Below are 22,946 nucleotides of genomic sequence, written 5' to 3'. Positions count from 1 at the left end.
CCCGTCAGCCCTCCACCCGAATCCCCAGCTGTCCCGCCAGCACCGGTGCCAGATCCAGCAGTTGCGAGGTACTGACCACCGCCCCCGCCAGCCGCTCCACACCCCGCGCGATGTCCAGTTCCACCGCGCCCCGCAGGTCCACGTCCTTGAGCGTCGCCCCGGTGAGGTCCGCGCGCTTCAGGGCGCAGTCGACGAACTCGACCCGCTCCAGGCGGGCCCCGCCGAAGTCCGGTTCGGCGAGGACACAGGCCTCGAAGACGACGTCCCGCAGGGTCGCCGAGCGCAGGTTCAGATAGTCGATCTTGCCGCCACGGATCACCACCCGCTCCAGCACGGCGCCGTGCAACTGCACCCCGCCGAGCCGGGCGTCGACCAGCTCCACGTCCCGCAGCGTCGCCTCGGACAGGTCGGTGCCCACCCCCCGTATCCCCGTGAACACCGAGTCCAGCACGCGCGCGTTGCGCAGCCGCGTCTCGTCCAGCGCGCACCCCGTCAGCGCGCAGTCCATGAAACGCGCCCCCGAGGCGTCCTGCCCCGCGAAGTCCGCCTCCGTGAACGCCAGCCCGTCGTAGTCCCCGTCAGGCTCCAGTTCCCCACCGTCGTACGCCACCAACGCAGGCAACCGCACCTCCGGCCGCCGCGCGCTCTTCACACCGGCCCCGCCGGCTCCACCCGCCGCTTTCCTCGCCATGCACCCCATGCTGCACCCCACCACTGACAACGCCCCCACAACCCACCACGACCTGCGAAAACTCCCCCACTGTCACAAAACAGGGCGCCCGGTCCGTCGTACTCACGAAGACACGCACGAAAACGCCACACGAAGACGCCAACACGAAGACGCCGGCACGAATACGCGACCCGTAGACGCAAGCCGAATACGCGACCCGAAGACCCAGTCCGAAAGACGTAAGGCGACCCCGACCCGAGGGAGACCCCCAGCCATGCACCGCATCACCGTCATCGGCGGCGGACTCGCCGGACTCACCGCGGCCGTCACCGCCGCCGAGGCGGGCGCCAAGGTCACCGTCCACGAAGCCCACCACACCCTCGGCGGCCGCGCCCGGACCGCCGAGGGGCCGTACCGCACGAACGACGGCCCGCACGCCTTCTACAGCGGCGGCCCGCACTGGTCCTGGCTCAAACAGCGCGACCTCATCGGCACCCTCGCCCCCATCCCGCCCCTGGAAGCCGCCCGGCTGCGCCTGCGTCACCACGGCGTCCTGCGCCGCACCCCGCCCTTCGCCATGCTGAAGCTGCTGCGCCCCGGCCTCCCCCAGGCGCCCGTGGACACCGACTTCCTGACCTGGGCCACCTCCATAGCCGGCGAGGAGGGCGCCCGCGCCGCCGCCCACTACTCCGCCGTGGCCCTGTTCCACCACGACCCCGGCTCCCTGTCCGCCGCGTTCGTCCAGGAACGCCTGCGCCGCGCCACCAAGCTGCCACCCGAGGCGCACTACCCACGCGGCGGCTGGGCCACCGTCATCGACCGCATGGCCGCCCGCGCCTGGAACCTCGGCGTCCGTATGGAGACCCTGTCCCGCGTCGACACCCTCCCCACCGACACCCCCGTCATCGTCGCCACCTCCCTCGACGCCGCCCGCCGCCTCCTCGGCGACGACTCCCTGACCTGGGCCGGCGGCCGCACCACCCTCGTCGACCTCGCCGTCCGCACCCGCCGCGGGGACGCCTTCGTCGTCTCCGACCTGGACTCCCCCGGCTGGATCGAACGCTTCACCGCCCAGGACCGCACCCTCGCCCCCGCCGGCGAACAGCTGATCCAAGGTCAGATCCCGCTCGCCCCGCACGAGTCACGGGCCGCCGGCACCGCCCGCGCCGAACACCTCCTCGACCTCGCCTTCGACGGCTGGCGGGACCGCGTCACCTGGCGCCGGGAAGCCGTCGCGAACGGCCGTACCGGCGCCGTCGACCTGCCCGGCACCAGCTGGCGCGACCGCCCCGCCATCGACCGCGGCGACGGCGTCTACCTCGCCGGCGACCAGGTCGCCGCCCCCGGCGTGCTGTCCGAGGTCTCCTTCAACAGCGCCCTCACCGCCGTGTCGCTGGCCCTGGGCCGCCGGAACGCCCTTGACCTCAAGCGGGCTTGAGGTTGAAAGGTGGGTGCCCTCAGGACAACAGACAGTCGACCCGTCGACCGGTCGACCCGTCACCAAGGGAGCCCCGATGCGCGCCATCCGCCTGCACACCTTCGGCCCGGCCGAGAACCTCACCCACGAAGAGGTCGAGGCCCCCCGACCGGGCCCCGGCCAGGTCCGGATCGCCGTCCGGGCCGCCGGCGTCCACCTCCTGGACACCGCCCTGCGCGAGGGCGCCCAGGGCCCCCTGCCCGCCCTGCCGGAACTCCCCACCATCCCCGGCCGCGAAGTCGCCGGCACCATCGAGTCCCTCGGCGACGGCGTCGCCGCCCTCTGGCTCGGCAAGCACGTCGTCGCCCACCTCGGCTTCGCCCCCGGCGGCTACGCCGAACTCGCCGTCACCGACGTCGAACGCGTCCACGAGATCCCCGGGAACCTCGACGCCGCCCAGGCCGTCGCCATGATCGGGACCGGCCGTACGGCCATGGGAATCCTCCAGTTCACCGACCTCGGCCCCGACTCGGTCGCCGTGATCCCCGCCGCCGCCGGCGGCATCGGCACCCTCCTCGTCCAGTACGCCAAGAACGCCGGCGCCACCGTCATCGGCCTCGCCGGCGGCCCCGACAAGGTCGCCCGTGTCGAGGCCAACGGCGCCGACCTCGCCGTCGACTACAAGGACCCCGCCTGGCCCGACAAGGTCCGCGCCCACCTCGGCGGCGACACCGCCACCGTCGTCTTCGACGGCGTGGGCGGCGACATCGCCCGCGAAGCCGTCGCCCTCCTCCGCCCCGGCGGCAAGCACATCGTCTTCGGCTGGTCCGCGGACGGCATCCACGACGGCGGCCCCTACCTCGTCGACGGCGTCTCCGAGCAGGTCCTCGGCCCCGCCATGATGCAGAAGGCCGGCGGCCCCAACCCCGTACGCACCCTCGAACTACGCGCCCTCACCGAGGCCGCCGCGGGCCGCCTCACCCCCGCGGTCCACCGCTTCCCCCTCGCCGAGGCGGCCGCCGCACACCGCGCGCTGGAGACACGCGGCACCACCGGAAAGGTCGTACTCGAGCCATGACCAGCCACAAGACGCCCACCGATGACCAGACGTCCGCGGATGCGACACCCACCGATCCATGGTCTTCTGACCAGGTGAGCGTCACCCGGACGGATCAACCCGCATCCGCCGACCCCCGCCGCTGGTGGGGCCTGGTGGTCATCGCCCTGGCCCAGCTGATGGTGGTCCTCGACGCCACCATCGTGAACATCGCCCTCCCCTCCGCGCAGCGGGACCTGGGCATGTCCGACGGCAACCGTCAATGGGTCATCACCGCCTACACGCTCGCCTTCGGGGGCCTCCTCCTGCTCGGCGGCCGGATCGCCGACCTCGTCGGCCGCAAACGCACCTTCGTCATCGGCCTCATCGGCTTCGCCGCCGCCTCCGCACTCGGCGGCGCCGCCACCACCTCCGGCATGCTCTTCGGCGCCCGCGCCCTGCAAGGCGTCTTCGCCGCGGTGCTGGCGCCCTCCGCACTGAGCCTGCTGACCACCACCTTCACCGACCCCAAGGAACGCGGCAAAGCCTTCGGCATCTACGGCGCCCTCGCCGGCTCTGGCTCCGCCATCGGCTTCATCGTCGGCGGCCTGCTCACCGAATACCTCGACTGGCGCTGGTGCCTCTACGTCAACGTCCCCATCGCCGTCATCGCCGTCTTCGGCGCCCTCACCCTCCTCCACGACCGCCCCGGCCACACCGGCGCCCGCCTCGACGTACCCGGCGTACTCCTCGGCTGCGGCGGCCTCGTCGCCATCGTCTACGGCTTCAGCGAAGCCGAACCCCGCGGCTGGAGCGACGCACTCGTCCTCGGCCTGCTGGCGGCGGGCGCCGCACTCCTCGCCACCTTCGTCTGGTGGCAGTCCAGGGCCCGCACACCCCTGCTCCCCCTGCACATCGTCAAGGACCGCAACCGCGCCGGCTGCTTCCTGACCATGGGCCTCGCCGTCATCGGCATGTTCGGCCTGTTCCTCTTCATGACCTACTACCTCCAGGTCATCCTCGACTACTCCCCCGTCAGGACAGGCCTCGCCTTCCTCCCCCTGACCGCCGCCATCATCATCGGCTCCACCCAGATCTCCGCCCGCCTCATGCACCGCGTCCCGCCACGCCTGCTGATGGCCCCCGGCATGGTCCTCGCCGCGAGCGGCATGGTGATCCTCACCCAAATGACCGTGAGCAGCGACTACGCCACCGAGATCCTCCCCGCCCTGATCCTCATGGGCCTCGGCATGGGCCTCACCTTCATGCCCGTCTTCGCCACCGCCACCGCCGGCATCGCCCCCCAGGACTCCGGCGTCACCTCCGCCACCGTCAACACCTCCCAACAAGTGGGCGGTTCGATCGGCACGGCCCTCCTCAACACCATCGCCACCACCAGCAGCACCGCCTACATCACCGCCCACGCCACCGACGGCACCGCCCGAACCCTCCTGGCCAAACAAGCCGTCGTCCACGGCTACACCGTCGCCATCTGGTGCGCCGCCGGCATCATGCTCCTCGCCGGCCTCGTAGCAGCCCTGATGGTCACCACCAGGCCACCCGCACAGGACGCCCCGGCGGAGGGCGCGATGAAGGAGTCGATGGCCTGAAAACCCAGAAGGGGCGACCGCCCGGCCACCCCTCCACCCGATCACTCCGCAAACGCCCTCAGCGACGTCCGGCAACCCGATCGGCAACCCGCGCCAACCGCGAGGAACTAGCACTGTGGTGCTGCTGCTCCCGCCGATCCGCAGCCCGATACGTCGCGTACATCCCCTGCACCCCCAGCCACCGAAACGGCTCCGGCTCCCACTTCCGTACCTTGTGCCCCACCCACGGCAGATCCGTCAGCTCGGTCTTCCCGCCCTGGCCCGAGTCGAGCTGGACCAGATCCCGCAGGGTGCGCGCGGCGAGGTTCGTCGTCGCGACACCCGAGCCCACATACCCTCCGGCCCACCCCAGGCCCGTCGCCCGGTCCAAGGTCACCGTTGCGCACCAGTCGCGAGGCACTCCCAGCACTCCCGACCAGGCGTGCTCCACACGCACCCCGGCCAGTGAGGGGAAGAAGCGCACGAGGATGTCCCGCAGAGCCTCGATCGTCGCGTCCTGGGTACGGCCGTCGTTGTCCGTCCGCGATCCGAAGCGATACGGCACCCCGCGGCCGCCCAGCGCGATCCGTCCGTCCGCCGTGCGCTGGGCGTACATGTACGCGTGTGCCATGTCCCCCAGTGCCTCCCGGCCGTCCCAGCCGACCGTCTCCCACTGGTCCTCGCTCAGCGGCTCGGTGACGACCATGGAGGAGTTCATCGGCAGCCACGTCCGGCGCTGGCCCTTGAGATTCGCCGTGAAGCCCTCCGTGCACCGCAGCACATAGGGCGCGCGGACCGTGCCGTACGGCGTGACCGCGTGCTTCGGGCGGATCTCCGTCACCGGCGTCCGCTCGTGAATGGTCACCCCGAGCGCCTCGACCGCCGCCGCGAGCCCCTTCAGCAGCTTCACGGGGTGCACGCGCGCGCCGTGCGGCGTCCAGGAGGAACCCACCGCGTCCGCCACCCGGATCCGCTCGGCGGTCTCACCGGCGCCGTACAGCTCGCGATCCTTCTCCCCGTATGACAGCTCGTGCGTGTGGAAATCCTTCAGACGCGCCAACTGGGCCGGTGTCGTGGCGACTTCGAGTACGCCGCCCTTGTGGACGTCGGCGTCGATGTCCTCTTCGGCGGCGATCCGTACGACCTCGTCGACGGTGTCGTTCATCGCCTTCTGGAGACGTACGGCGGCCTCGTGGCCGTGCAGGCGTGCGTAGCGGTCACGACCGGCGACGCCGTTGTAGAGCCAGCCGCCGTTGCGGCCGGAGGCGCCGTATCCGCAGAACTTCTGCTCCAGGACGGTGACCCGGAGGAAGGGGGCCGCCTTCTTGAGGTAGTACGCGGTCCACAGGCCCGTGTATCCGCCGCCGACGATCACCACGTCCGCGGTCGCGTCACCGGAGAGGGGTTCGCGTACCGCGGGCAGGCCGTCGTCCGCGAACCAGAAGGAGATGCCGCCGTTCACCACAGCGCGTTCCGAGCTGCTCATGCCCCGGACGCTAACCCCTCAGGGCGGCCGCTGTCTCCTTCGGATTTCGTGGTTCTGAACGCCCTCTGACCAGCGGATAGCACCCGAACCCGATCAGTACCGAGGCGAAGTGGCCCAGGTCGGTGAAGGTCCGTCCGGTCACCAACGGGACCCCGTAGACGACGAGTACGACCAGCGCGTACCCGGATCTCCATCGCCACGGAATCCGGTACACCAGCACCGCGATCACCCCCGCCAGCGCGTAACTCACCCCGATGTCCAGGGTGTTCTCCGCCGACTCGGGCGCCATCCCGTGCCGGATGCCCCACAGCAACGCCCCCTCGCTGATCAGCGTGGCCAGCACGTGCGCCGCCACACACACCACGAGCCACCGGACCGTACCGAGCCAGCGCTCGGCCGGCGCGTGGAAGACGGAGTAGAGGGCGGCGTACGGCAACCAGTAGCCGCCGTCGATCCACATCGCGCTGGAGACCAGCACGCGGACCGGATTGTTCGACAGTTCGTGGATGTTCGTGGACCGCTGCCGCAGGAACTCCTCCTCGAACTCCGGCGACATCCGGTGCACGGCGACCGTCGTCACGAACAGGATCGCCAGCCAGACGTACGTGCCGGGGGCGCTGCGGACGTACATCCACACCCTGTGGAGGCCCCGGGTAATTCGCATGAGCCGATTTACCCACGCCGATAGCCTCGAACCGTGATCGACATTCCGGAGGAACTGGCGGCAGCGCAGGAGAAGTACAACGGAGAGGCGGGACGCGGGTTCATCGCCCAGCTGCCCGACCTAGCCACGGACTTCCTGGACCGCTGGGACCTACGGCTCGACGGCGCCGCCATGCACGGCGTCTCGGCCCTCGTCCTCCCGGTCGTCCGCCGCACCGACCGCACCCCGGCCGTACTGAAGCTGCAACTCCTGGACGAGGAGAGCGAAGGCGAACCGGTCGCCCTGCGCACGTGGAACGGCGACGGAGCGGTCCGCCTCCTCGACCACGACCCCACCACCGGCACCATGCTCCTGGAACGCCTCGACCCCGCCCGCATGCTCTCCCACCTCCCCGACACCCACGAGGCCGTCCTCGTCATCGCCCGCCTCCTGGCCCACCTGACCTCAGGACCGGCACCCCAGAACATGCGCCGACTCGGCGACATCGCGACGGCCATGCTGGAACAGACACCCCGGGCACTGGAACAGATCGCCGACACGCAGGCGCGCGGACTCGTCGCCGACTGCGCCGCGGCCGTACGGGAGGTCGTGCACGAGCCCGGCGACCGACTGCTCCACTGGGACCTGCACTACGACAACGTCCTCGGCGCCGACCGCGCGCCCTGGCTCGCCATCGACCCCAAGCCCCTCGCCGGAGACCCCGCCTTCGACCTCCTCCCCGCGATCGACAACCGCTTCGACGCCGACGACGTGCACTGGCGCTTCGACGCCATGACGGACGTACTGGGACTGGACCGCGCACGCGCGCGTGCCTGGACGCTGGGCCGCGTCCTCCAGAACTGCCTCTGGGAGATCGAGGACGGCCGCCCGCTGGAACCGGAACAACTGGAAATCGCCCGACGACTGAAAGACAGCGCCCGATGATCCGCACCGCGACCCCCGCCGACATCCCCGTCATCCACGCCCTCGTCCGCGCACTCGCCGAGTACGAGAAGGCCCCGGACGAGGCCCGGGCCACCCCGGAACAGCTCCACGAGGCCCTCTTCGGCCCCCACCCGGCCGCCTACGCCCATATCGCCGAGGACGACACCACCGGCGAACCGGTCGGCTTCGCCCTGTGGTTCCTGAACTTCTCCACCTGGCGCGGCGTCCACGGCATCTACCTGGAGGACCTGTTCGTCCTCCCCACGGCCCGCGGCGCCGGCCACGGCAAGGCCCTGCTGACCGAGCTCGCCCGGATCTGCGTGCAACGGGGCTACCAGCGGCTGGAGTGGTCGGTACTGGACTGGAACGCTCCGTCGATCGCGTTCTACGAGTCGCTGGGGGCGCGGGCACAGGACGAGTGGACGGTGTACCGGCTGACGGACGGGGCGCTGGCGGAGCTTGGCCGGCAGTAACAGAAGAGACCCAGGTCAGAATCGCTCTGACCTGGGCTTCTTTCACTCAGAGCCCCCTGTCGGATTCGAACCGACGACCTGATCATTACAAGTGATCTGCTCGTTCCAGCTGAGCTAAGGAGGCATCGCGCACTACAACGCCGCGCGCGAAGGCGGCTCCACTGTACACAGAGCCCGTTTCTCCAAGCCACGAAGTTAGCCACTCCACACGGCCACAAAACTGTGCGTAACCATGCGCGCACCCGTTCGTTGATCGGTCTGACGTGCTGTTCCGAAGATCAGATCGTCGGGGAGGGGTTCATGGAGGCGGAGGGCGAGGAGGCCAAGCGCATCAAGCGCGAGGTGCTCGGTATCGGCGACCGCCGTAAGCACCACACACGCAAGGCGACCCCGATGAAGGCGTGCGCCAAGGAGCCCGATACGCGCCACCGTCTCTACCGCTTCCGCTTCTATCCGACCGAGGAGCAGGCGGAGCAGTTGAAGCGGACGTTCGGTGCGTGTCGGTGGGTCTACAACGAGGGGCTGGCTCTGCGTTCGGGTGCCTGGGAGCGGTACCGGGTGAATGTGGGGTTCGCGGAGACGTGCCGGGCGCTCACGGGCTGGAAGCGGGCTGAGGAGACGGCGTGGCTCAAGGAGGTGTCCTCGACGGTGTTGCAGCAGTCGTTGCGGCATCTCGATCAGGCGTACCAGCGGTTCTTCAAGGGGGATGCGCGGTATCCGCGGCGGAAGAAGAAGGGGCGGTCGCGGGATACAGCGATCTACGTCCGGACTGGGTTCACGTGGGTCGAGGATCCGGAGCGGCCCGGTACGGGGTTGATCAAGCTGGCCAAGCAGTCGCAGCCGTTGGACATCCGGTGGTCTCGGGCGTTGCCCGCCGGGACGGTTCCCGTTCGGTTGTCGGTGACGCGGGATCGGGCGGGTCGGTACTTCGTGTCCACGCTCGTGGAGGAGCGGATCGCGCCGTTGCCGCCGGTGTTCGTGCCGGGTTCGCGGGAGCCGAAGATAGTCGGCCTGGATCTGGGGCTGGCGTCACTGGTCACTCTTGACGACGGTACGAAGGTCGATCATCCGCGCTTGTTGAAGCGGTACGCGGAGAAGCTGGCTCGGTTGCAGCGGGAGCTGCACAGGAAGGTGAAGGGGTCGAAGAACCGCGGGAAGGTCAGAGAGCAGATCGCGCGCCTCTACGCGCTTATCGGTGACGCTCGCAGGGACATGCTGAACCAGTTGACGACCCGTCTCGTGCGCGAGAACCAAGTGCTCGTGGTGGAGGACCTGTCGACAGCGACCCTGATGCGTGCGGCGCGCGGTAAGGGGAGGCGGCGCAAGGCGAAGCTGAATCAGGCGATCATCGATGCGTCGTGGGGTGAGCTGCTTCGGCAGCTGAAGTACAAGTGTGAGTGGTACGGCCGCACGCTGGTGGTCGTCGACCGCTTCTTCCCTTCGACTCGCCGCTGCTCGGCCTGTCACGTCATGGCGCCGAGGCTGGATGTATCGGTCCGGCGGTGGATGTGCACCGGGTGCGGAGCACTCCATGATCGTGATGTGAATGCGGCCGTGAACCTCCGGGACGAGGGGATGCGGTTGCTGGCCGCATAAAAGCGGCAGATGCGGTACGGACCGACGGGCCGTCGGCCGGAATGCCCGTGGAGCCCATGTAAGACCAGCCAGATACAGCTCGCCAGGGTTGTATCTGACCGGCAGCGGGCGGTGAAGCAGGAAGCCTCCAAGGCAAAGGCCAAAAGGGCGGAGCTCTGGCCCGCTCGAAAATTTCCGCGAAGTTCACATGCCCTGGACTACTGACAGAACAGGCAAACGCCAGGTACCGTCCTGACCCAGTTCACTCGCGTGGACTACACCACCACCTTCCTACAACGGATCGTCCGGCACGTTCCTGCCGGTAGAAGGGGGCCCATCACCATGGCCACTGTTTCGTTCGACAAGGCGACCCGGATCTACCCGGGCACCGAGAAGCCCGCCGTAGACGGTCTTGACATCCACATCGAGGACGGCGAGTTCCTCGTTCTGGTCGGTCCGTCCGGCTGTGGCAAGTCCACCTCGCTCCGCATGCTGGCGGGGCTCGAGGACGTCAACGGCGGTGCGATCCGCATCGGTGACCGTGACGTCACGCACCTGCCGCCGAAGGACCGGGACATCGCCATGGTGTTCCAGAACTACGCGCTGTACCCGCACATGACCGTCGCCGACAACATGGGCTTCGCGCTCAAGATCGCCGGTGTGCCGAAGGCGGAGATCCGCCAGAAGGTCGAGGACGCGGCGAAGATCCTCGACCTCACCGAGTACCTGGGCCGTAAGCCGAAGGCGCTCTCCGGTGGTCAGCGTCAGCGTGTCGCCATGGGTCGCGCCATCGTGCGTGAGCCGCAGGTGTTCCTCATGGACGAGCCGCTGTCGAACCTCGACGCCAAGCTCCGTGTGTCCACGCGTACGCAGATCGCCAGCCTTCAGCGTCGGCTCGGCATCACCACCGTCTACGTCACCCACGACCAGGTCGAGGCCATGACGATGGGCGACCGGGTCGCGGTGCTCAAGGACGGTCTGCTCCAGCAGGTCGACACCCCGCGCAACATGTACGACCGTCCGGCGAACCTGTTCGTCGCCGGCTTCATCGGCTCTCCCGCGATGAACCTGGTCGAGGTCCCGATCGCCGACGGCGGCGTGAAGTTCGGCAACTCCGTCGTCCCGGTCGACCGTGACGCGCTCTCCGCCGCCACCGACAAGACCGTGACCGTCGGTGTCCGCCCCGAGCACTTCGACGTGGCCGGCCCCGAGTCGGAGCAGGGCCTCGCGGTCACCGTGAACGTGGTCGAGGAGCTCGGTGCCGACGCGTACGTCTACGGCACCGCCAAGGTCGGCGGCGACGACTCCAAGGACCTCGTGGTCCGCGTCAGCGGCCGTGACGTCCCGGAGAAGGGCAGCACGCTGCACGTCGTGCCGCGCGCGGGCGAGACCCACGTGTTCTCGACCTCCACGGGTGCGCGTCTCTCCGACTGATCCCCGCATGGAACATCCCGGGTAATTCGCCCAGGTTGACGAAGAGGGCCCCGCAGCCAGCTGCGGGGCCCGCTTCGTTGTCGACAAATACCCCGGCAGACCGGGCCTTTCGAGCAGCGTGCGTCAACGCCTTACCCAATTCGAGGCACCAATCCATCCCCCGAACCGGTGACTAAATGTCGCCAAATCATCACCCCGCGCTACCCTCACACGCGTGAAGCACTCCACTAGCCAACAGACGCGACGCGGCCGGGGCCCCGCCCGCCGTATCGGCCGCACGCTCGCCCTTGTCCTGCCCGTCTTCCTGGTGCTCTCCGGGACCCTCGCGGTCACCCGGGTCGACTGGTCGGGGAACCCCTCGGACTCGGTGCTCACCGCCTCCGACCTCTCCGCCGCCGGCGCCTCCTCGAAGGCCAAGGCCCGGGCCCCGCACGACATCCTGCGGGACAAGCTCCTGGCCGAGCTCCAGGAGGAGAACCCGGGCATCGCCCTGACCCACCTCCAGGAGGCCGTGAACGGCCGTCCGTCGCTCGCCAAGCACTGTGCGTCGATCGCCCGCGCGCTCGGCCGTGCCGCGGTGCGGGTGTACGGCCCGACACGGGCGCAGTCGTACGCCCGGCCCGTGTGTGACACGTCCTTCGCGACGGGTGTGGCGGCCGCGCACAACTGAGGTTCCCGGCCCTCCCACGCCCGCGTAGCGGCCTTCCCTCGACCGAGGGGAGGCCGTTCTTCCGTCTGCCGTTCTTCCGTCTGCGGTGGGTCGGGGCCGGCCGGGGAGGGGTCACCGGCGGAGGGGGCGCGTGGGGCGGCACGTACAGTTCGGGCATGACCGATCCGCACGCCGCGTCCCGCCCCGTCCAAGCCGTCGTCCTGGCCGGTGGCCAGGGTTCGCGGCTGCGCCCGTACACCGACGACCGGCCCAAGCCGATGGTGGAGATCCCCGGGACAGGGACGCCTATCATCGGACATCAGCTGACTTGGCTGGCCGAGGAGGGTGTGACGGACGTGGTGGTCAGCTGTGGCCATCTCGCCGACGTTCTGCAGACGTGGCTGGACTCGGCGGATCTGCCGGTGAAGGTGACGACGGTCGTGGAGACGGAGCCGCTGGGGCGCGGTGGTGGCCTGAAGTACGCGGCGGCGCATCTGCCGCATCCGGACCGGCCCTGGTACGCGACGAACGGTGACATCTGGACGCGGTTCTCGCTGCGTGAGATGGCGGACTTCCATGCCGAGCGGGACGCGGTGGCGACGCTGGCGCTGGCGCGGCCGCGGATTCCGTGGGGGGCGGTGAAGACGGACGGGTTCGGCCGGGTCACGGACTTCATCGAGGCGCCGCCGACGACGTACGAGATCAACGCGGGTGTGTATGTGTTCTCGCCGGAGTTCGCCGGGATGCTGCCGGAGCGTGGGGACCATGAGCGGACGACGTTCCCGCATCTGGCGCGGGAGCGGCGGCTGGCGGGCTTCCCGATCCCGCAGGGGGCGTACTGGCGGGCCATCGACACGGCGAAGGACCTGAGCGAGGCGGCGAAGGAGCTGGCGGCGCTGGGGCGCTGAGAAGCGTGCGGTGAGTGCAGTGAGAAGGGCCCCGTACGTTTCGTACGGGGCCCTTCCGCTGTCGGAGGTCAGCCGGTGGGTGGCTACTGCCCGAGAATGCCTCCCACCGGCCCATCTACCCCAACAGGCCGCCTACCAGGCCCGGTTCGCCGGAGGAGCCTCCGGTGTCCGAGCCGCCTGTCGAGCCGCCGTTGCCGCCGGTGGAGCCGGTGCCGCCGGTGGGTCCGGAGCTGGTGCTGGGGGCGCCGCCGGTCGGGGAGGACTGCTGGGGCGGGGCCTGGCCGGTGCCCTGGGTCTGGCTGGGGGTGGTGGTGCTGGTGTCGCGGGTGGCGCCCGGGGTGGTGGCGGCGCCGGAGGGGCTGGCGGTGCCGGCTGTGGCGCCCTGGGTGGGCGAGGTGGAGGCCGACGGGGTCTTCTTGCGCTTGGCGGGGTCCTGCGGGAGCGGGGAGCCCGGGAGTTCGTTGCGCGGGGCCTCGCCGGGGCCGGGGACGATGACGCGGTCGGCGTCGCGGACGGCGCCGCCGAGGAGGGAGCCGATGAGCAGGGTGAGGCCGACGACGATGGCGGTGACGAGGGCGCCGCGGCGCAGGACGTAGCGGCGCAGTTCCCAGATGTCGGAGCGGGGTCCGAGGCGGCGCCAGGCGCTGCCGGCGAGGCGGCCGTCGATGGAGTAGACGGGGGCGCCGGCGATGATCAGCGGGGACCAGGCGGCGAGGTAGATGATGTCGGGCGCGTCGTAGGCGGGGACGCTCTTCCAGCTGACGGTGAGCAGGAGGGCGGCGGAGAGGGTGGCGCCGACGGCGGCGGCGACGCGCTGCCAGCAGCCGAAGATCGTGAGGACGCCCACGATGACCTGGAGGAAGGCGATGCAGAGGCCGGAGCCGATGGGGTGCGCGAGGGCGAACTGGCGTAGCGGCTCGGCGACTTCCCAGGGGTGGAGGGTGTCGAGCCACTTGACCATGGAGCCGCGCTTGCCGCCGTCGAAGTAGACGGGGTCGCAGAGCTTGCCCATGCCAGCGTAGATGGAGATGAAGCCGAGGAAGATGCGCAGCGGGAGGAGGACGACACCGAGGTTCAGGCGGCGGCCCGGGTAGTAGGCGTGCCGGGCGGGGTCGACGCCGCGCCGTCGGGCGGTCGTGTCGGTTTCGTCGGGCCGGCCGGTCTCGTCGAACTGCTCGCCGCCGTAGGGGAGTTCCTCGTCGTAGGCGCTGCCGACGGGCCGCATGTCGGGGAGCAGCCGGGGTTCGTCGCCGTCGTAGGTGCGCTGGGCGCCGACGACGGGGGTTTCGACGGTTTGGGTCAACTCGTCGTCGTAGCCCGGGCCGTAGCCCGTGTCGACGTCGATGCGGGGGATGACCTGGGTGGCTCCGGCGTCGGTGGCGGGTTCGTCGGCGGGGCGGACGCCGCCGCCGCGCACGGCTTGGAGCAGGCGGTGGGCGCCGGTGTCGTCGGGGGCTGATTTGCCGCTCCAGACGACGGGGCGGCGGCGGGCCGCGCCGGTGGCCGTGGTGCCCACGGCGGGCATCCGGGCGGTGTCCTCGGCGGCGCTCAAGTGCCGTGCGATCCGCGGGGATTGGGCAGTACGTCTCGTCGACGCGCCCAACTGCACGCGGAAGCTGGCGTGATTGACGATGACCTGCGCCGGATCGCTCGGCACCTTCACCATGCTCAGCGCGGGAGCGTCGTCGAATCCGGAATCGAATCCCGACGAGCGGTCCCCCGTGGGTGTGCGGGGTGTTCTGGTGTCCACACTCATCTAACCGAGTGACGTGTGTTTAGGACACTGCTTTGACTGCCCGGATGTGTCCGGACCCCGTCAAGCTTGTCCGGGACGCCGGGATTACCCCGTACGGGTGACAATGCGGACGCCTGTTCAAGCGCGCCCGCACCCCTCACCCACCGCCGTCAGGCGCGTCGGCGAGCCGCCTCGTACAGCACGACGCCCGCCGCGACGCCGGCGTTCAGGGACTCGGCGCCGCCCGGCATCGGGATGCGGACGCGGTAGTCGCAGGTCTCGCCGACCAGGCGGGACAGGCCCTTGCCTTCGCTGCCGACGACGATGACGACGGGGCCGCCGAGCGCCTCGAGCTCGCCGATCTCGTGCTCTCCGTCGGCGGCGAGGCCGACGACGGCGATGCCCGCCTTCTGGTACGCCTCCAGGGCGCGCGTCAGGTTGGTGGCGCGGGCGACCGGCGTACGGGCGGCCGTGCCGGCGGACGTCTTCCAGGCGCCGGCGGTCATGCCGGCCGCGCGGCGCTCGGGGACGACGACGCCGTGGCCGCCGAAGGCGGAGACCGAGCGGACGACGGCGCCCAGGTTGCGCGGGTCGGTGACGCCGTCGAGCGCCACGATCAGCGGGTCCTCGCCGTTGTCGTAGGCGGCGCTGGCGAGGTCCTCGGGGTGGGCGTACTCGTACGGCGGGACCTGGAGGACCAGGCCCTGGTGGTTGAGCCCGTTGGTCATACGGTCGAGCTCGGGGCGGGGCGCCTCCATGAGGTTGATGCCACCGCGCTCGGCCGACAGCTGGAGCGCCTCACGCACGCGCTCGTCGTTGTCGATGAACTGCTGGACGTACAGCGTCACCGCGGGTACGCCCTCGCGCAGCGCCTCGACGACGGGGTTGCGGCCCACGACCATCTCGGACGTGCCCTTGCCACCCCGGCCACGCGGCGCGGGACGGCGCGCGGCCTGCTTCGCCTTGGCGTTGGCGATGCGGTTCGCCTTGTGCTTCTTGCGCATCTCGGCGGGCGGGGTCGGGCCCTTGCCCTCGAGACCCTTGCGTCGCTGGCCGCCACTGCCGACCTGCGCGCCCTTCTTGCCGGACATGCGGCGGTTGTTCGCGGCCATGACCTACCTGTTCTCCACGGAAGTGATGCGACTGAATTGATGTGTTCGTCTATGCAGTGTGCCGCCCGGAAGGCCGGGCGGCACAATCGATCAAGAAAAGGGGTTAGCGCGGACCGAGGGTCCAGCGCGGTCCCTGGGGGCCGTCCTCGATGCTCAGGCCCGACTGCCCGAGCTGGTCGCGGATGGCGTCGGCGGTGGCCCAGTCCTTGCGGGCCCGGGCGGATTCACGCTGGTCGAGGACGAGGCGTACGAGGCTGTCGACCACGCCGTGCAGGTCCTCGCCACGGTCGGTCTCACCGGCCCAGTGCGCGTCGAGCGGGTCCAGGCCGAGGACGCCGAGCATGGCGCGGACCTCGGCGAGGCGGGCCACGGCGGCTTCCTTGTCGTCGGCGGCGAGGGCGGAGTTCCCCTGCCGGACCGTGGTGTGGACGATGGCGAGGGCCTGGGGCACGCCCAGGTCGTCGTCCATGGCCTCGGCGAAGGCGGGCGGTACCTCGGTGGACGGCTCGACGGGGCCGGCCTTCTCGACAACGCGCTGCACGAAGCCCTCGATGCGCGCGAACGCCGACTCGGCCTCGCGCAGGGCCTCCTCGCTGTACTCGATCATCGAGCGGTAGTGCGGGGTGCCGAGGTAGTAGCGCAGGACGATCGGGCGCCAGGCCTTGACCATCTCGGAGACGAGGACGCTGTTGCCGAGCGACTTCGACATCTTCTCGCCGCTCATGGTGACCCAGGCGTTGTGCACCCAGTACGCGGCGAAGTCGTCGCCGTAGGCCTTGGCCTGGGCGATCTCGTTCTCGTGGTGGGGGAAGATCAGGTCGAGGCCGCCGCCGTGGATGTCGAAGGCGTCGCCGAGGTACTTGTGGGCCATGGCCGAGCACTCCAGGTGCCAGCCGGGCCGGCCGCGGCCCCACGGGGTCTCCCAGTCGGGCTCGCCCGGCTTGGTGGCCTTCCACAGCGCGAAGTCACGGGGGTCGCGCTTGCCGGTCTCGCCGTCCCCTGCGGGCTGGAGCAGGTTGTCCAGCTCCTGGTTGGAGAGCTGGAGGTAGCCCGGGAAGGAGCGCACGTCGAAGTAGACGTTGCCGTCCGCCTCGTAGGCGTGGCCGCGCTCGATGAGGCCGCGCATCATCTCGATCATCTCGGGGACGTGCCCGGTGGCGCGCGGCTCGTAGGTCGGCGGGAGGCAGCCGAGGGCGTGGTAGCCGTCGTTGAAGGCCCGCTCGTTCTCGTAGCCGATCGACCACCAGGGGCGGCCCTGGTCGCGCGACTTGGTGATGATCTTGTCGTCGATGTCGGTGACGTTGCGGATGAACGTGACGTCGTAGCCGCGGTACTCGAACCAGCGGCGCATGATGTCGAAGTTCAGCCCGGACCGGATGTGCCCGATGTGCGGGGCGGCCTGCACGGTGGCGCCACAGAGGTAGATCGAGACACAACCCGGTGTGAGCGGGGCGAAGTCACGGATCTGCCGGGCGCTGGTGTCGTACAGGCGAATAGTCACGGGTCCAAGGGTAGTGGGCGGTGGGTAGTGCCTTGCGCGTGTATCACTCAAGGGGGACGTATTCGTGACGTCCCCCGTCAGCCCGCCCGGACCACCAGTGCCGTCGCCACCGCCATCAGGCCCTCGTCGCGTCCGGGGAAGCCCAGGCCGTCCGTGGTCGCGCCGGACACCGACACCGGTGCGCCGGCCGCCTCCGAGAGGATCTTCTGGGCCTCGTCGCGGCGCTTGCCGATCTTCGGGCGGGGTCCTACGACCTGCACCGCGATGTTCCCGATCCGGAAGCCCGCCTCGCGGACGATCCGAGCCGCCTCCGTCAGCAGTACGACGCCGGAGGCGCCGGACCACTCGGGGCGCCCCGTGCCGAAGTGCTGCCCGAGGTCGCCGAGGCCCGCCGCGGAGAAGAGCGCGTTGCACGCGGCGTGGGCGACGACGTCGGCGTCGGAGTGGCCGGCCAGGCCGGGGCCCTCGCCCTCCCACTTCAGGCCGGCGCACCACAGGTCGCGGCCCTCTTCGAAGGCGTGGATGTCGGTGCCGATGCCGACCTGGGGCAGCGGCATGCCCGTGAAGTCCTCAGAAGCCATCGTTGAGCCTCCTGCGGGCCAGGACCGCCTCGGCGAGGACGAGGTCGAGGGGGCGGGTGACCTTGAAGGCCTCTTCGTGGCCGGGGACGACGACGACCGTCTCGCCGAGCTGCTCGACCATGCTCGCGTCGTCGGTGACGTTGCCGGTGACGGTCTCGTGGGCGCGGATCAGGGTCGCGCGGTCGAAGCCCTGGGGGGTCTGGACGGCGCGGAGGCGGCTCCGCTCGGGGGTGGCGACGACGGGCTCGGGGGCACCGGCGACGGCGGCCGGCTCGACCTCCTTGACCGTGTCGGCGAGGGGCAGCGCGGGTACGACCGCGGTCGCTCCCTCGCGTACGGCCTCGATGACCGCGTCGACGGTGTCGACCGGGACCAGCGGGCGGGCGGCGTCGTGGACGAGGACGATGTCGTGGTCGGGCGGCAGGGCGTCCAGGCCGAGTTTGACGGAGTCCTGGCGTTCGGCGCCGCCCGGGACGACGACGAAGTCGGTGCGCTCGGGCAGGGCGTGGGCGTCCAGGAGGCTCTTGACCTCGGCGGCGCCGTCGGGCGGGGCCACGACGACGACCAGGGAGACCGCGCGGGAGGCGGCCATCGCGCGGACCGCGTGGATCAGCATCGGCGTGCCGTTCAGCGCGCGGAGCGCCTTGGGGGCGCCCGGGCCCAGGCGTACGCCCCGGCCGGCGGCCGGGATCACGACGGCGGTACGGGCTTCCGTACGGCTTGTCGCGAGCGAAGGGCGCGAATCGTCAGACATCGGTTCCTGTCAGGTTTGTGTGCTCGGCCAAGGTGGGTACGACAGACAGCGTGCCGGGCGCGACGCCTTGACCGGACCCTTCCGTGACGCCGGTCGAGCCTGCTGCCCGGGCCCGGCACGCCAAGTATCGGGGTACCCCACTCCGTCGAACGGTGTCCGGTCGTACGGTGTCCGGGTATGAACATGCCGCAGCGCCCGGCGACAGTAAAACGTCATCGGGCACCGCGGCACTTTGTTAGAGCGACACAGCTAATGCGACACAGCGTGTGCTGAGCCGAGCCTGGCGGCAGCGTGTGTCGTCAGGACGCGAGGACCTCGTCGAGCAGGGCCTCGGCCTTGTCCTCGTTCGTGTTCTCCGCGAGGGCGAGCTCGCTCACCAGGATCTGGCGGGCCTTGGCGAGCATGCGCTTCTCACCTGCGGAAAGTCCGCGCTCACGCTCACGACGCCACAGGTCACGAACCACTTCCGCAACCTTGATGACATCGCCGGAGGCGAGCTTCTCCAGATTTGCCTTGTAACGACGCGACCAGTTCGTGGGCTCCTCGGCGTACGGCGCGCGCAGCACCTCGAAGACCCGGTCCAGTCCGTCCTGACCGACCACATCACGCACGCCGACGAACTCCGCATTGTCCGCTGGCACACGTACCGTCAGGTCACCCTGGGCGACCTTCAGCACCAAGTAGGTCTTGTCCACGCCTTTGATCTGGCGAGTTTCGATGGCCTCGATCAGCGCGGCCCCGTGATGGGGATAGACCACGGTGTCGCCAACCTTGAACGTCATGTGACAGGTACCCCTTCCGTGGCTATCCAGGGTAACACGGAAACTGCGGGTTCTGAATGGCGTTTTCGCAGGTCAGGGCATATCTCGGGGCTTGACAACAGCAACAGGAACGTGCTGCGGACGCCTAGCGGAAGAAGGTATTCGCAGGTCGGAGCGGCTCTCCGGGGGAGGTGAAACGCGTACGTTACACACATCCGGAGGCCCTTCAACGTAGACGAACGTCCCCATATGTCTGGTTCCAAGTGTGCGACTTCCGCTACTCCGTTCGGTGCCGGGAGTCGCTTCCGCGTCGATTCCGAAATTGATCACGCACAATCGCGTGCGGCCACCGGATCAGCCCGTGATCAATTCCGTGGGCGATCGCGCATTCCTTCACGGAAGATTTGCGATCCGATGCGCGGGAGCCTGCGGGAGTCTTATGTGAATGGCGGACGAGTACGGGCTCAAAGTGACTCGCGGGTCACTCGTGAAGGGAGTGACTTCCGGATGGCCGCCAGGTGACTTCCGGGGCCGTTACCCCCTGCCGGGCGAAGCCGACCCGGTTGAGGGGAGGGTCGGGTGCGGCGACTCGGGAACGGCTCGGTAACCTAAGGCCGCTGACAGACACTTAGGGCGGCTTTATTCGCCCGCCCCGTTCGAGTCAAGGAGTTGCCGCCGCCGTGAGCAGCAGCCTTCGACGCGGCGCCCTCGCGGCGGCCGCCATCGCGTTCTCGATCGCCTCGCTCTCCGCGTGCGCGGCCGGCAACAACGCCCAGACGCTGGAGGTCAAGCCGGACAACGCGGCCACCTCCGTCGGCGACATCAAGATCCAGAACGCCGTGGTCATCACCCAGCCCGACCTGGAGTCCACCGGCCCCGCCGTGATCTCCGCGACCCTCTTCAACAGCGGCTCCACCGCCGAGACGCTGGACGCCGTCACCGTGGACGGCGCCGGCAAGACCGCCGAGCTCTCCCCCGCCAAGGGCAAGGGCAAGCTGACCATCCCGGCCGGCGGCTCCCTCGTCATCGGCGGCAAGGGCAACGCCACCGCGGTCCTGGAGAGCAGCCGCGAGGCGGTCAAGGACGGCAACGCGCAGAAGATCACGTTCACCTTCAGCAAGACCGGTGACGTGAGCCTGCGCGCCTTCGTGGTGCCGGCCGACAGCTACTTCGAGAAGTGGGGCCCGACCGAGGTCCCCGAGGCGCCGGGCACGGGCGAGAGCACGTCGCCCTCCCCGACCGGCTCGGCCACCGGCACGGCCTCGCCTTCGGCGACCCCGACCGACGAGGCCTCGGCGTCCGCCACGGCGAGCGAGAGCGCCCCGGACGCGGCCGCCGGGCACTGACAACGCCGTACGACGAAGGGCGGGACCTCCTGGAGAGGCCCCGCCCTTTCTCGTACGTACCGCTCACGTACGTACCGCGTTCTTTACGGCTCGAACTTGTATCCAAGCCCCCGCACCGTCACCAGGTACCGGGGCGCGCCCGGGTCCGGCTCGAACCCCACCTCGACGCACCCCTCGCACCGCTACGCGGGCTTCGAAGTGCTGCGCCGGACTCCGTCCGTCGGCCCCCGGCCGGCCGGTCTACGGCTCGAACTTGTAGCCCAGACCCCGCACCGTCACCAGGTACCGCGGCGCGCCCGGGTCCGGCTCGATTTTGGCGCGTAGGCGCTTGACGTGGACGTCGAGGGTCTTGGTGTCGCCGACGTAGTCGGCGCCCCAGACGCGGTCGATGAGCTGCATGCGGGTCAGGACGCGGCCGGCGTTGCGCAGGAGCATCTCCAGGAGGTCGAACTCCTTGAGGGGGAGGTCGACCTTGGAGCCGGAGACCGTCACGACGTGGCGGTCGACGTCCATGCGGACGGGGCCGGCCTCGAGGGCGGCCGGGGTGACCTCCTCCGGCTCGCCGCGGCGGCGCAGAACCGCGCGGATGCGGGCGACCAGCTCGCGGGAGGAGAACGGCTTGGTGACGTAGTCGTCGGCTCCTATTTCGAGGCCTACGACCTTGTCGATCTCGCTGTCCTTGGCGGTCACCATGATGACGGGGACGTTGGAGCGGCCGCGCAGCTGACGGCAGACCTCGGTGCCCGGCAGGCCGGGCAGCATCAGGTCGAGGAGGACGAGGTCGGCGCCGTTGCGCTCGAACTCGTCGAGTCCGTCGGGGCCCGTGGTCGCGACCGCGACCTCGAAGCCCTCCTTGCGGAGCATGTACGACAGGGCGTCGGAGAAGGACTCCTCGTCCTCGACGACAAGCACTCGGGTCACGGAAGGACCTCCGGGGCGGGAAGCGGTTCGTACGGGGATGGGTCGGGCCCGTCCTCATCGTCGAGGTCGGTGTTCGGTTGTGCACGGTCGCGGGCAGCCCCCGCCTCCGGCAGCCGCAGGGTGAACGTGGAGCCCTGGCCTTCCGAGCTCCACACCGTGACCTCCCCCGCGTGGGAGGCGGCCACGTGCTTGACGATCGCGAGACCCAGGCCGGTTCCGCCCGTCTGGCGGGAGCGGGCCGGGTCGACGCGGTAGAAGCGCTCGAAGATGCGCTCCTTGTCCTTGTCGGAGATGCCGATGCCCTGGTCGGTCACGGCGATCTCGATGAGGTCCCCGCCGGGCGCGGTCACCCGGCGGGCGGCTATGCCGACGCGGGTGCGGGCCGGGGAGTAGTTCACGGCGTTCTCGACGAGGTTGCCGAGCGCGGCGGCGAGCTGGCCGCGGTTGCCCCAGATCCTGAGGTCGGCGGTGCCGCCGGCGGCCATGGTGATGTTCTTGGTGCCGGCCTGGTGGCGGCAGCGGTCGATGGCCTCGGCGACGAGTTCGTCGATCCGGACCGGCTCGGCGTCCTCGAGAGGGTCGTCGTTCTGGACCCTGGAGAGGTCGATGAGCTCCTGGACCAGGTTGGTGAGCCGGGTCGCCTCTATCTGCATACGGCCGGCGAAGCGTGTCACGGCCTCGGGGTCGTCGTGGGCGTCCATGACGGCCTCGGAGAGCAGGGAGAGGGCGCCGACCGGGGTCTTGAGCTCGTGGCTGACGTTCGCCACGAAGTCACGGCGGACCGCCTCGATACGGCGGGCCTCGGTGAGGTCCTCGACCAGGAGGAGGACCAGCCGGGAGCCGAGGGGTGCCACCCGGGCGGAGACCGCGAGAGCCTCGCCGCGTCCGGTACCCCTTCTGGGAAGGTCGAGTTCGACCTGTCGTATCTCTCCGTCTCTCCTGGTGTCGCGGGCCATCTGGAGCATGGGCTCGACGGCGAGCTTGCCGCCGCGGACCAGTCCGAGGGCGTAGGCGGCCGAGCTGGCCTTGACGACACCGTCGGCCTCGTCGAGGACGACGGCGGAGGAACGGAGGACGGACAGGACGGTGTCCACGCCCGGCGGGAGCACCGGGTCGGTGTGCAGCGAGGTGCGGGTGGGGCGCTTCTGTTCCCGCTCGCTGAAGCGGAACGCCAGCATGGCGATCACGCCGGTGAGTGCTCCGGCGATCGCTGCCACTGCGGCGACCGCCGCGTTCACGTCCATGCGTCCAGGTTAGGCACGGGATCGGTCCTGGCCACAGCCATCGGGGTGCGAGCTCGAACACTCGTCGCCCAGAGTTCACCTTGGAGCCAGGGATGGTTCATTTGGGGTGACGGAATTCGACGCGTACAGGGCCGAACGTGGGAGCGTGGGGTTCACAGCGCCGGTT

At 70.0% G+C, this 22,946-nt stretch carries 21 protein-coding genes and 1 tRNA gene; 10 read left to right on the top strand and 12 right to left on the bottom strand.

All coding sequences use genetic code 11. The features are described 5' to 3' along the window. Positions 1–4: 4 nt before the first annotated feature. A complete protein-coding gene (locus ABKA17_RS27460; RefSeq protein ID WP_353694927.1) occupies positions 5–691 on the bottom strand; it encodes a pentapeptide repeat-containing protein in 687 nt (228 codons plus the stop codon). 253 nt (positions 692–944) lie between these two features. Between ABKA17_RS27460 and ABKA17_RS27455 the strand changes: the two genes are divergently transcribed. The 3 genes from ABKA17_RS27455 (at position 945) to ABKA17_RS27445 (ending at position 4,733) form a co-directional block, all read left to right on the top strand. Continuing rightward, positions 945–2,108 carry an NAD(P)-binding protein gene (locus ABKA17_RS27455; RefSeq protein ID WP_353694926.1) on the top strand — a complete coding sequence of 388 codons (1,164 nt, stop codon included), beginning with the start codon at positions 945–947 and terminating at the stop codon, positions 2,106–2,108. Positions 2,109–2,184: 76 nt separating this feature from the next. Further along, positions 2,185–3,165, top strand: coding sequence for a zinc-binding dehydrogenase (locus ABKA17_RS27450; RefSeq protein WP_353694925.1), 981 nt, complete (start codon positions 2,185–2,187; stop codon positions 3,163–3,165). 158 nt (positions 3,166–3,323) lie between these two features. Beyond that, positions 3,324–4,733 (top strand): MFS transporter, encoded by a 1,410-nt coding sequence (locus ABKA17_RS27445; protein ID WP_502994411.1) that lies wholly within the window; start codon positions 3,324–3,326, stop codon positions 4,731–4,733. Positions 4,734–4,791: 58 nt separating this feature from the next. On the opposite strand, the gene ABKA17_RS27440 is transcribed toward ABKA17_RS27445, so the two are convergent. Both ABKA17_RS27440 and ABKA17_RS27435 read right to left on the bottom strand, forming a co-directional pair. Continuing rightward, entirely contained in the window at positions 4,792–6,198 is a 1,407-nt protein-coding gene (locus ABKA17_RS27440) for an NAD(P)/FAD-dependent oxidoreductase (protein ID WP_353694924.1), read from the bottom strand. A gap of 10 nt (positions 6,199–6,208) precedes the next feature. Next, positions 6,209–6,862, bottom strand: a complete 654-nt coding sequence (locus ABKA17_RS27435; RefSeq protein ID WP_353694923.1) for a rhomboid-like protein — start codon at positions 6,860–6,862, stop codon at positions 6,209–6,211. Positions 6,863–6,895: 33 nt separating this feature from the next. Here ABKA17_RS27435 and ABKA17_RS27430 point away from each other — a divergent pair, with 33 nt between their 5' ends. Next, entirely contained in the window at positions 6,896–7,786 is an 891-nt protein-coding gene (locus ABKA17_RS27430) for an aminoglycoside phosphotransferase family protein (protein WP_353694922.1), read from the top strand. Then, positions 7,783–8,259, top strand: a complete 477-nt coding sequence (locus tag ABKA17_RS27425; RefSeq protein ID WP_353694921.1) for a GNAT family N-acetyltransferase — start codon at positions 7,783–7,785, stop codon at positions 8,257–8,259. The genes ABKA17_RS27430 and ABKA17_RS27425 overlap by 4 nt, the downstream gene beginning before the upstream one ends. Before the next feature lie 50 nt (positions 8,260–8,309). Here the strand turns inward: ABKA17_RS27425 and ABKA17_RS27420 are convergent. Next, positions 8,310–8,383, bottom strand: a tRNA-Thr gene (locus ABKA17_RS27420). A gap of 176 nt (positions 8,384–8,559) precedes the next feature. On the opposite strand from ABKA17_RS27420, the gene ABKA17_RS27415 reads away from it, so the two are divergent. From ABKA17_RS27415 to ABKA17_RS27400, 4 genes are all read left to right on the top strand, one after another. Further along, positions 8,560–9,855 (top strand): RNA-guided endonuclease InsQ/TnpB family protein, encoded by a 1,296-nt coding sequence (locus tag ABKA17_RS27415; protein ID WP_353694920.1) that lies wholly within the window; start codon positions 8,560–8,562, stop codon positions 9,853–9,855. A gap of 321 nt (positions 9,856–10,176) precedes the next feature. Continuing rightward, the gene (locus ABKA17_RS27410; RefSeq protein WP_353694919.1) at positions 10,177–11,268 is read left to right on the top strand and encodes an ABC transporter ATP-binding protein; all 1,092 of its coding nucleotides are present in this window, start codon (positions 10,177–10,179) and stop codon (positions 11,266–11,268) included. 214 nt (positions 11,269–11,482) lie between these two features. After that, entirely contained in the window at positions 11,483–11,938 is a 456-nt protein-coding gene (locus ABKA17_RS27405; RefSeq protein WP_353694918.1) for a hypothetical protein, read from the top strand. A gap of 155 nt (positions 11,939–12,093) precedes the next feature. After that, positions 12,094–12,825 (top strand): nucleotidyltransferase family protein, encoded by a 732-nt coding sequence (locus ABKA17_RS27400; RefSeq protein WP_353694917.1) that lies wholly within the window; start codon positions 12,094–12,096, stop codon positions 12,823–12,825. A 115-nt stretch (positions 12,826–12,940) separates the two neighbouring features. Here ABKA17_RS27400 and ABKA17_RS27395 read toward each other — a convergent pair whose 3' ends face one another. The 6 genes from ABKA17_RS27395 to ABKA17_RS27370 all read right to left on the bottom strand — a co-directional run bounded on the left by ABKA17_RS27395 (position 12,941) and on the right by ABKA17_RS27370 (position 19,290). Continuing rightward, a complete protein-coding gene (locus ABKA17_RS27395) occupies positions 12,941–14,581 on the bottom strand; it encodes a DoxX family protein (protein WP_353694916.1) in 1,641 nt (546 codons plus the stop codon). 149 nt (positions 14,582–14,730) lie between these two features. Next, positions 14,731–15,672 carry a 23S rRNA (guanosine(2251)-2'-O)-methyltransferase RlmB gene (rlmB, locus tag ABKA17_RS27390; RefSeq protein ID WP_353694915.1) on the bottom strand — a complete coding sequence of 314 codons (942 nt, stop codon included), beginning with the start codon at positions 15,670–15,672 and terminating at the stop codon, positions 14,731–14,733. A 103-nt stretch (positions 15,673–15,775) separates the two neighbouring features. Further along, positions 15,776–17,173, bottom strand: coding sequence for a cysteine--tRNA ligase (gene cysS, locus ABKA17_RS27385; RefSeq protein ID WP_353694914.1), 1,398 nt, complete (start codon positions 17,171–17,173; stop codon positions 15,776–15,778). A gap of 77 nt (positions 17,174–17,250) precedes the next feature. After that, positions 17,251–17,754 (bottom strand): 2-C-methyl-D-erythritol 2,4-cyclodiphosphate synthase, encoded by a 504-nt coding sequence (ispF, locus tag ABKA17_RS27380; protein WP_353694913.1) that lies wholly within the window; start codon positions 17,752–17,754, stop codon positions 17,251–17,253. Continuing rightward, positions 17,744–18,508, bottom strand: a complete 765-nt coding sequence (gene ispD / locus ABKA17_RS27375) for a 2-C-methyl-D-erythritol 4-phosphate cytidylyltransferase (protein ID WP_353694912.1) — start codon at positions 18,506–18,508, stop codon at positions 17,744–17,746. The genes ispF and ispD overlap by 11 nt, the downstream gene beginning before the upstream one ends. A gap of 299 nt (positions 18,509–18,807) precedes the next feature. Further along, complete coding sequence (locus ABKA17_RS27370) at positions 18,808–19,290, bottom strand: CarD family transcriptional regulator (protein WP_003953493.1); 483 nt, start codon at positions 19,288–19,290, stop codon at positions 18,808–18,810. A gap of 659 nt (positions 19,291–19,949) precedes the next feature. Here ABKA17_RS27370 and ABKA17_RS27365 point away from each other — a divergent pair. Beyond that, a complete protein-coding gene (locus ABKA17_RS27365; protein ID WP_353694911.1) occupies positions 19,950–20,615 on the top strand; it encodes a copper chaperone PCu(A)C domain-containing protein in 666 nt (221 codons plus the stop codon). Positions 20,616–20,855: 240 nt separating this feature from the next. Here the strand turns inward: ABKA17_RS27365 and phoP are convergent, their stop codons facing one another. Continuing rightward, positions 20,856–21,527: a two-component system response regulator PhoP gene (phoP, locus tag ABKA17_RS27360; RefSeq protein ID WP_004000192.1), complete on the bottom strand. Its 672-nt coding sequence runs from the start codon at positions 21,525–21,527 to the stop codon at positions 20,856–20,858. A 5-nt stretch (positions 21,528–21,532) separates the two neighbouring features. Next, complete coding sequence (phoR, locus tag ABKA17_RS27355; protein WP_353694910.1) at positions 21,533–22,780, bottom strand: two-component system sensor histidine kinase PhoR; 1,248 nt, start codon at positions 22,778–22,780, stop codon at positions 21,533–21,535. Positions 22,781–22,946 lie beyond the last annotated feature (166 nt).

Source organism: Streptomyces sp. RG80 (assembly GCF_040446465.1).
In the GTDB taxonomy this organism is placed as follows: domain Bacteria; phylum Actinomycetota; class Actinomycetes; order Streptomycetales; family Streptomycetaceae; genus Streptomyces.
The sequence above is the reverse complement of the archived record's forward strand: the minus strand, read 5'-3'. Positions and strand labels throughout refer to the sequence as shown.

Coding starts and splice junctions, on each gene's coding strand:
- ABKA17_RS27440 (WP_353694924.1), bottom strand. CDS start 6,198: ATGAGCAGCTCGGAACGCGCTGTGGTGAACGGCGGCATCTCCTTCTGG.
- ABKA17_RS27455 (WP_353694926.1), top strand. CDS start 945: ATGCACCGCATCACCGTCATCGGCGGCGGACTCGCCGGACTCACCGCG.
- ABKA17_RS27370 (WP_003953493.1), bottom strand. CDS start 19,290: ATGACGTTCAAGGTTGGCGACACCGTGGTCTATCCCCATCACGGGGCC.
- ABKA17_RS27410 (WP_353694919.1), top strand. CDS start 10,177: ATGGCCACTGTTTCGTTCGACAAGGCGACCCGGATCTACCCGGGCACC.
- ABKA17_RS27450 (WP_353694925.1), top strand. CDS start 2,185: ATGCGCGCCATCCGCCTGCACACCTTCGGCCCGGCCGAGAACCTCACC.
- ABKA17_RS27425 (WP_353694921.1), top strand. CDS start 7,783: ATGATCCGCACCGCGACCCCCGCCGACATCCCCGTCATCCACGCCCTC.
- rlmB (WP_353694915.1), bottom strand. CDS start 15,672: ATGGCCGCGAACAACCGCCGCATGTCCGGCAAGAAGGGCGCGCAGGTC.
- ABKA17_RS27395 (WP_353694916.1), bottom strand. CDS start 14,581: ATGAGTGTGGACACCAGAACACCCCGCACACCCACGGGGGACCGCTCG.
- ispF (WP_353694913.1), bottom strand. CDS start 17,754: ATGGCTTCTGAGGACTTCACGGGCATGCCGCTGCCCCAGGTCGGCATC.
- ABKA17_RS27460 (WP_353694927.1), bottom strand. CDS start 691: ATGGCGAGGAAAGCGGCGGGTGGAGCCGGCGGGGCCGGTGTGAAGAGC.
- ABKA17_RS27435 (WP_353694923.1), bottom strand. CDS start 6,862: ATGCGAATTACCCGGGGCCTCCACAGGGTGTGGATGTACGTCCGCAGC.
- ABKA17_RS27445 (WP_502994411.1), top strand. CDS start 3,324: ATGGTGGTCCTCGACGCCACCATCGTGAACATCGCCCTCCCCTCCGCG.
- ispD (WP_353694912.1), bottom strand. CDS start 18,508: ATGTCTGACGATTCGCGCCCTTCGCTCGCGACAAGCCGTACGGAAGCC.
- ABKA17_RS27400 (WP_353694917.1), top strand. CDS start 12,094: ATGACCGATCCGCACGCCGCGTCCCGCCCCGTCCAAGCCGTCGTCCTG.
- ABKA17_RS27415 (WP_353694920.1), top strand. CDS start 8,560: ATGGAGGCGGAGGGCGAGGAGGCCAAGCGCATCAAGCGCGAGGTGCTC.
- phoR (WP_353694910.1), bottom strand. CDS start 22,780: ATGGACGTGAACGCGGCGGTCGCCGCAGTGGCAGCGATCGCCGGAGCA.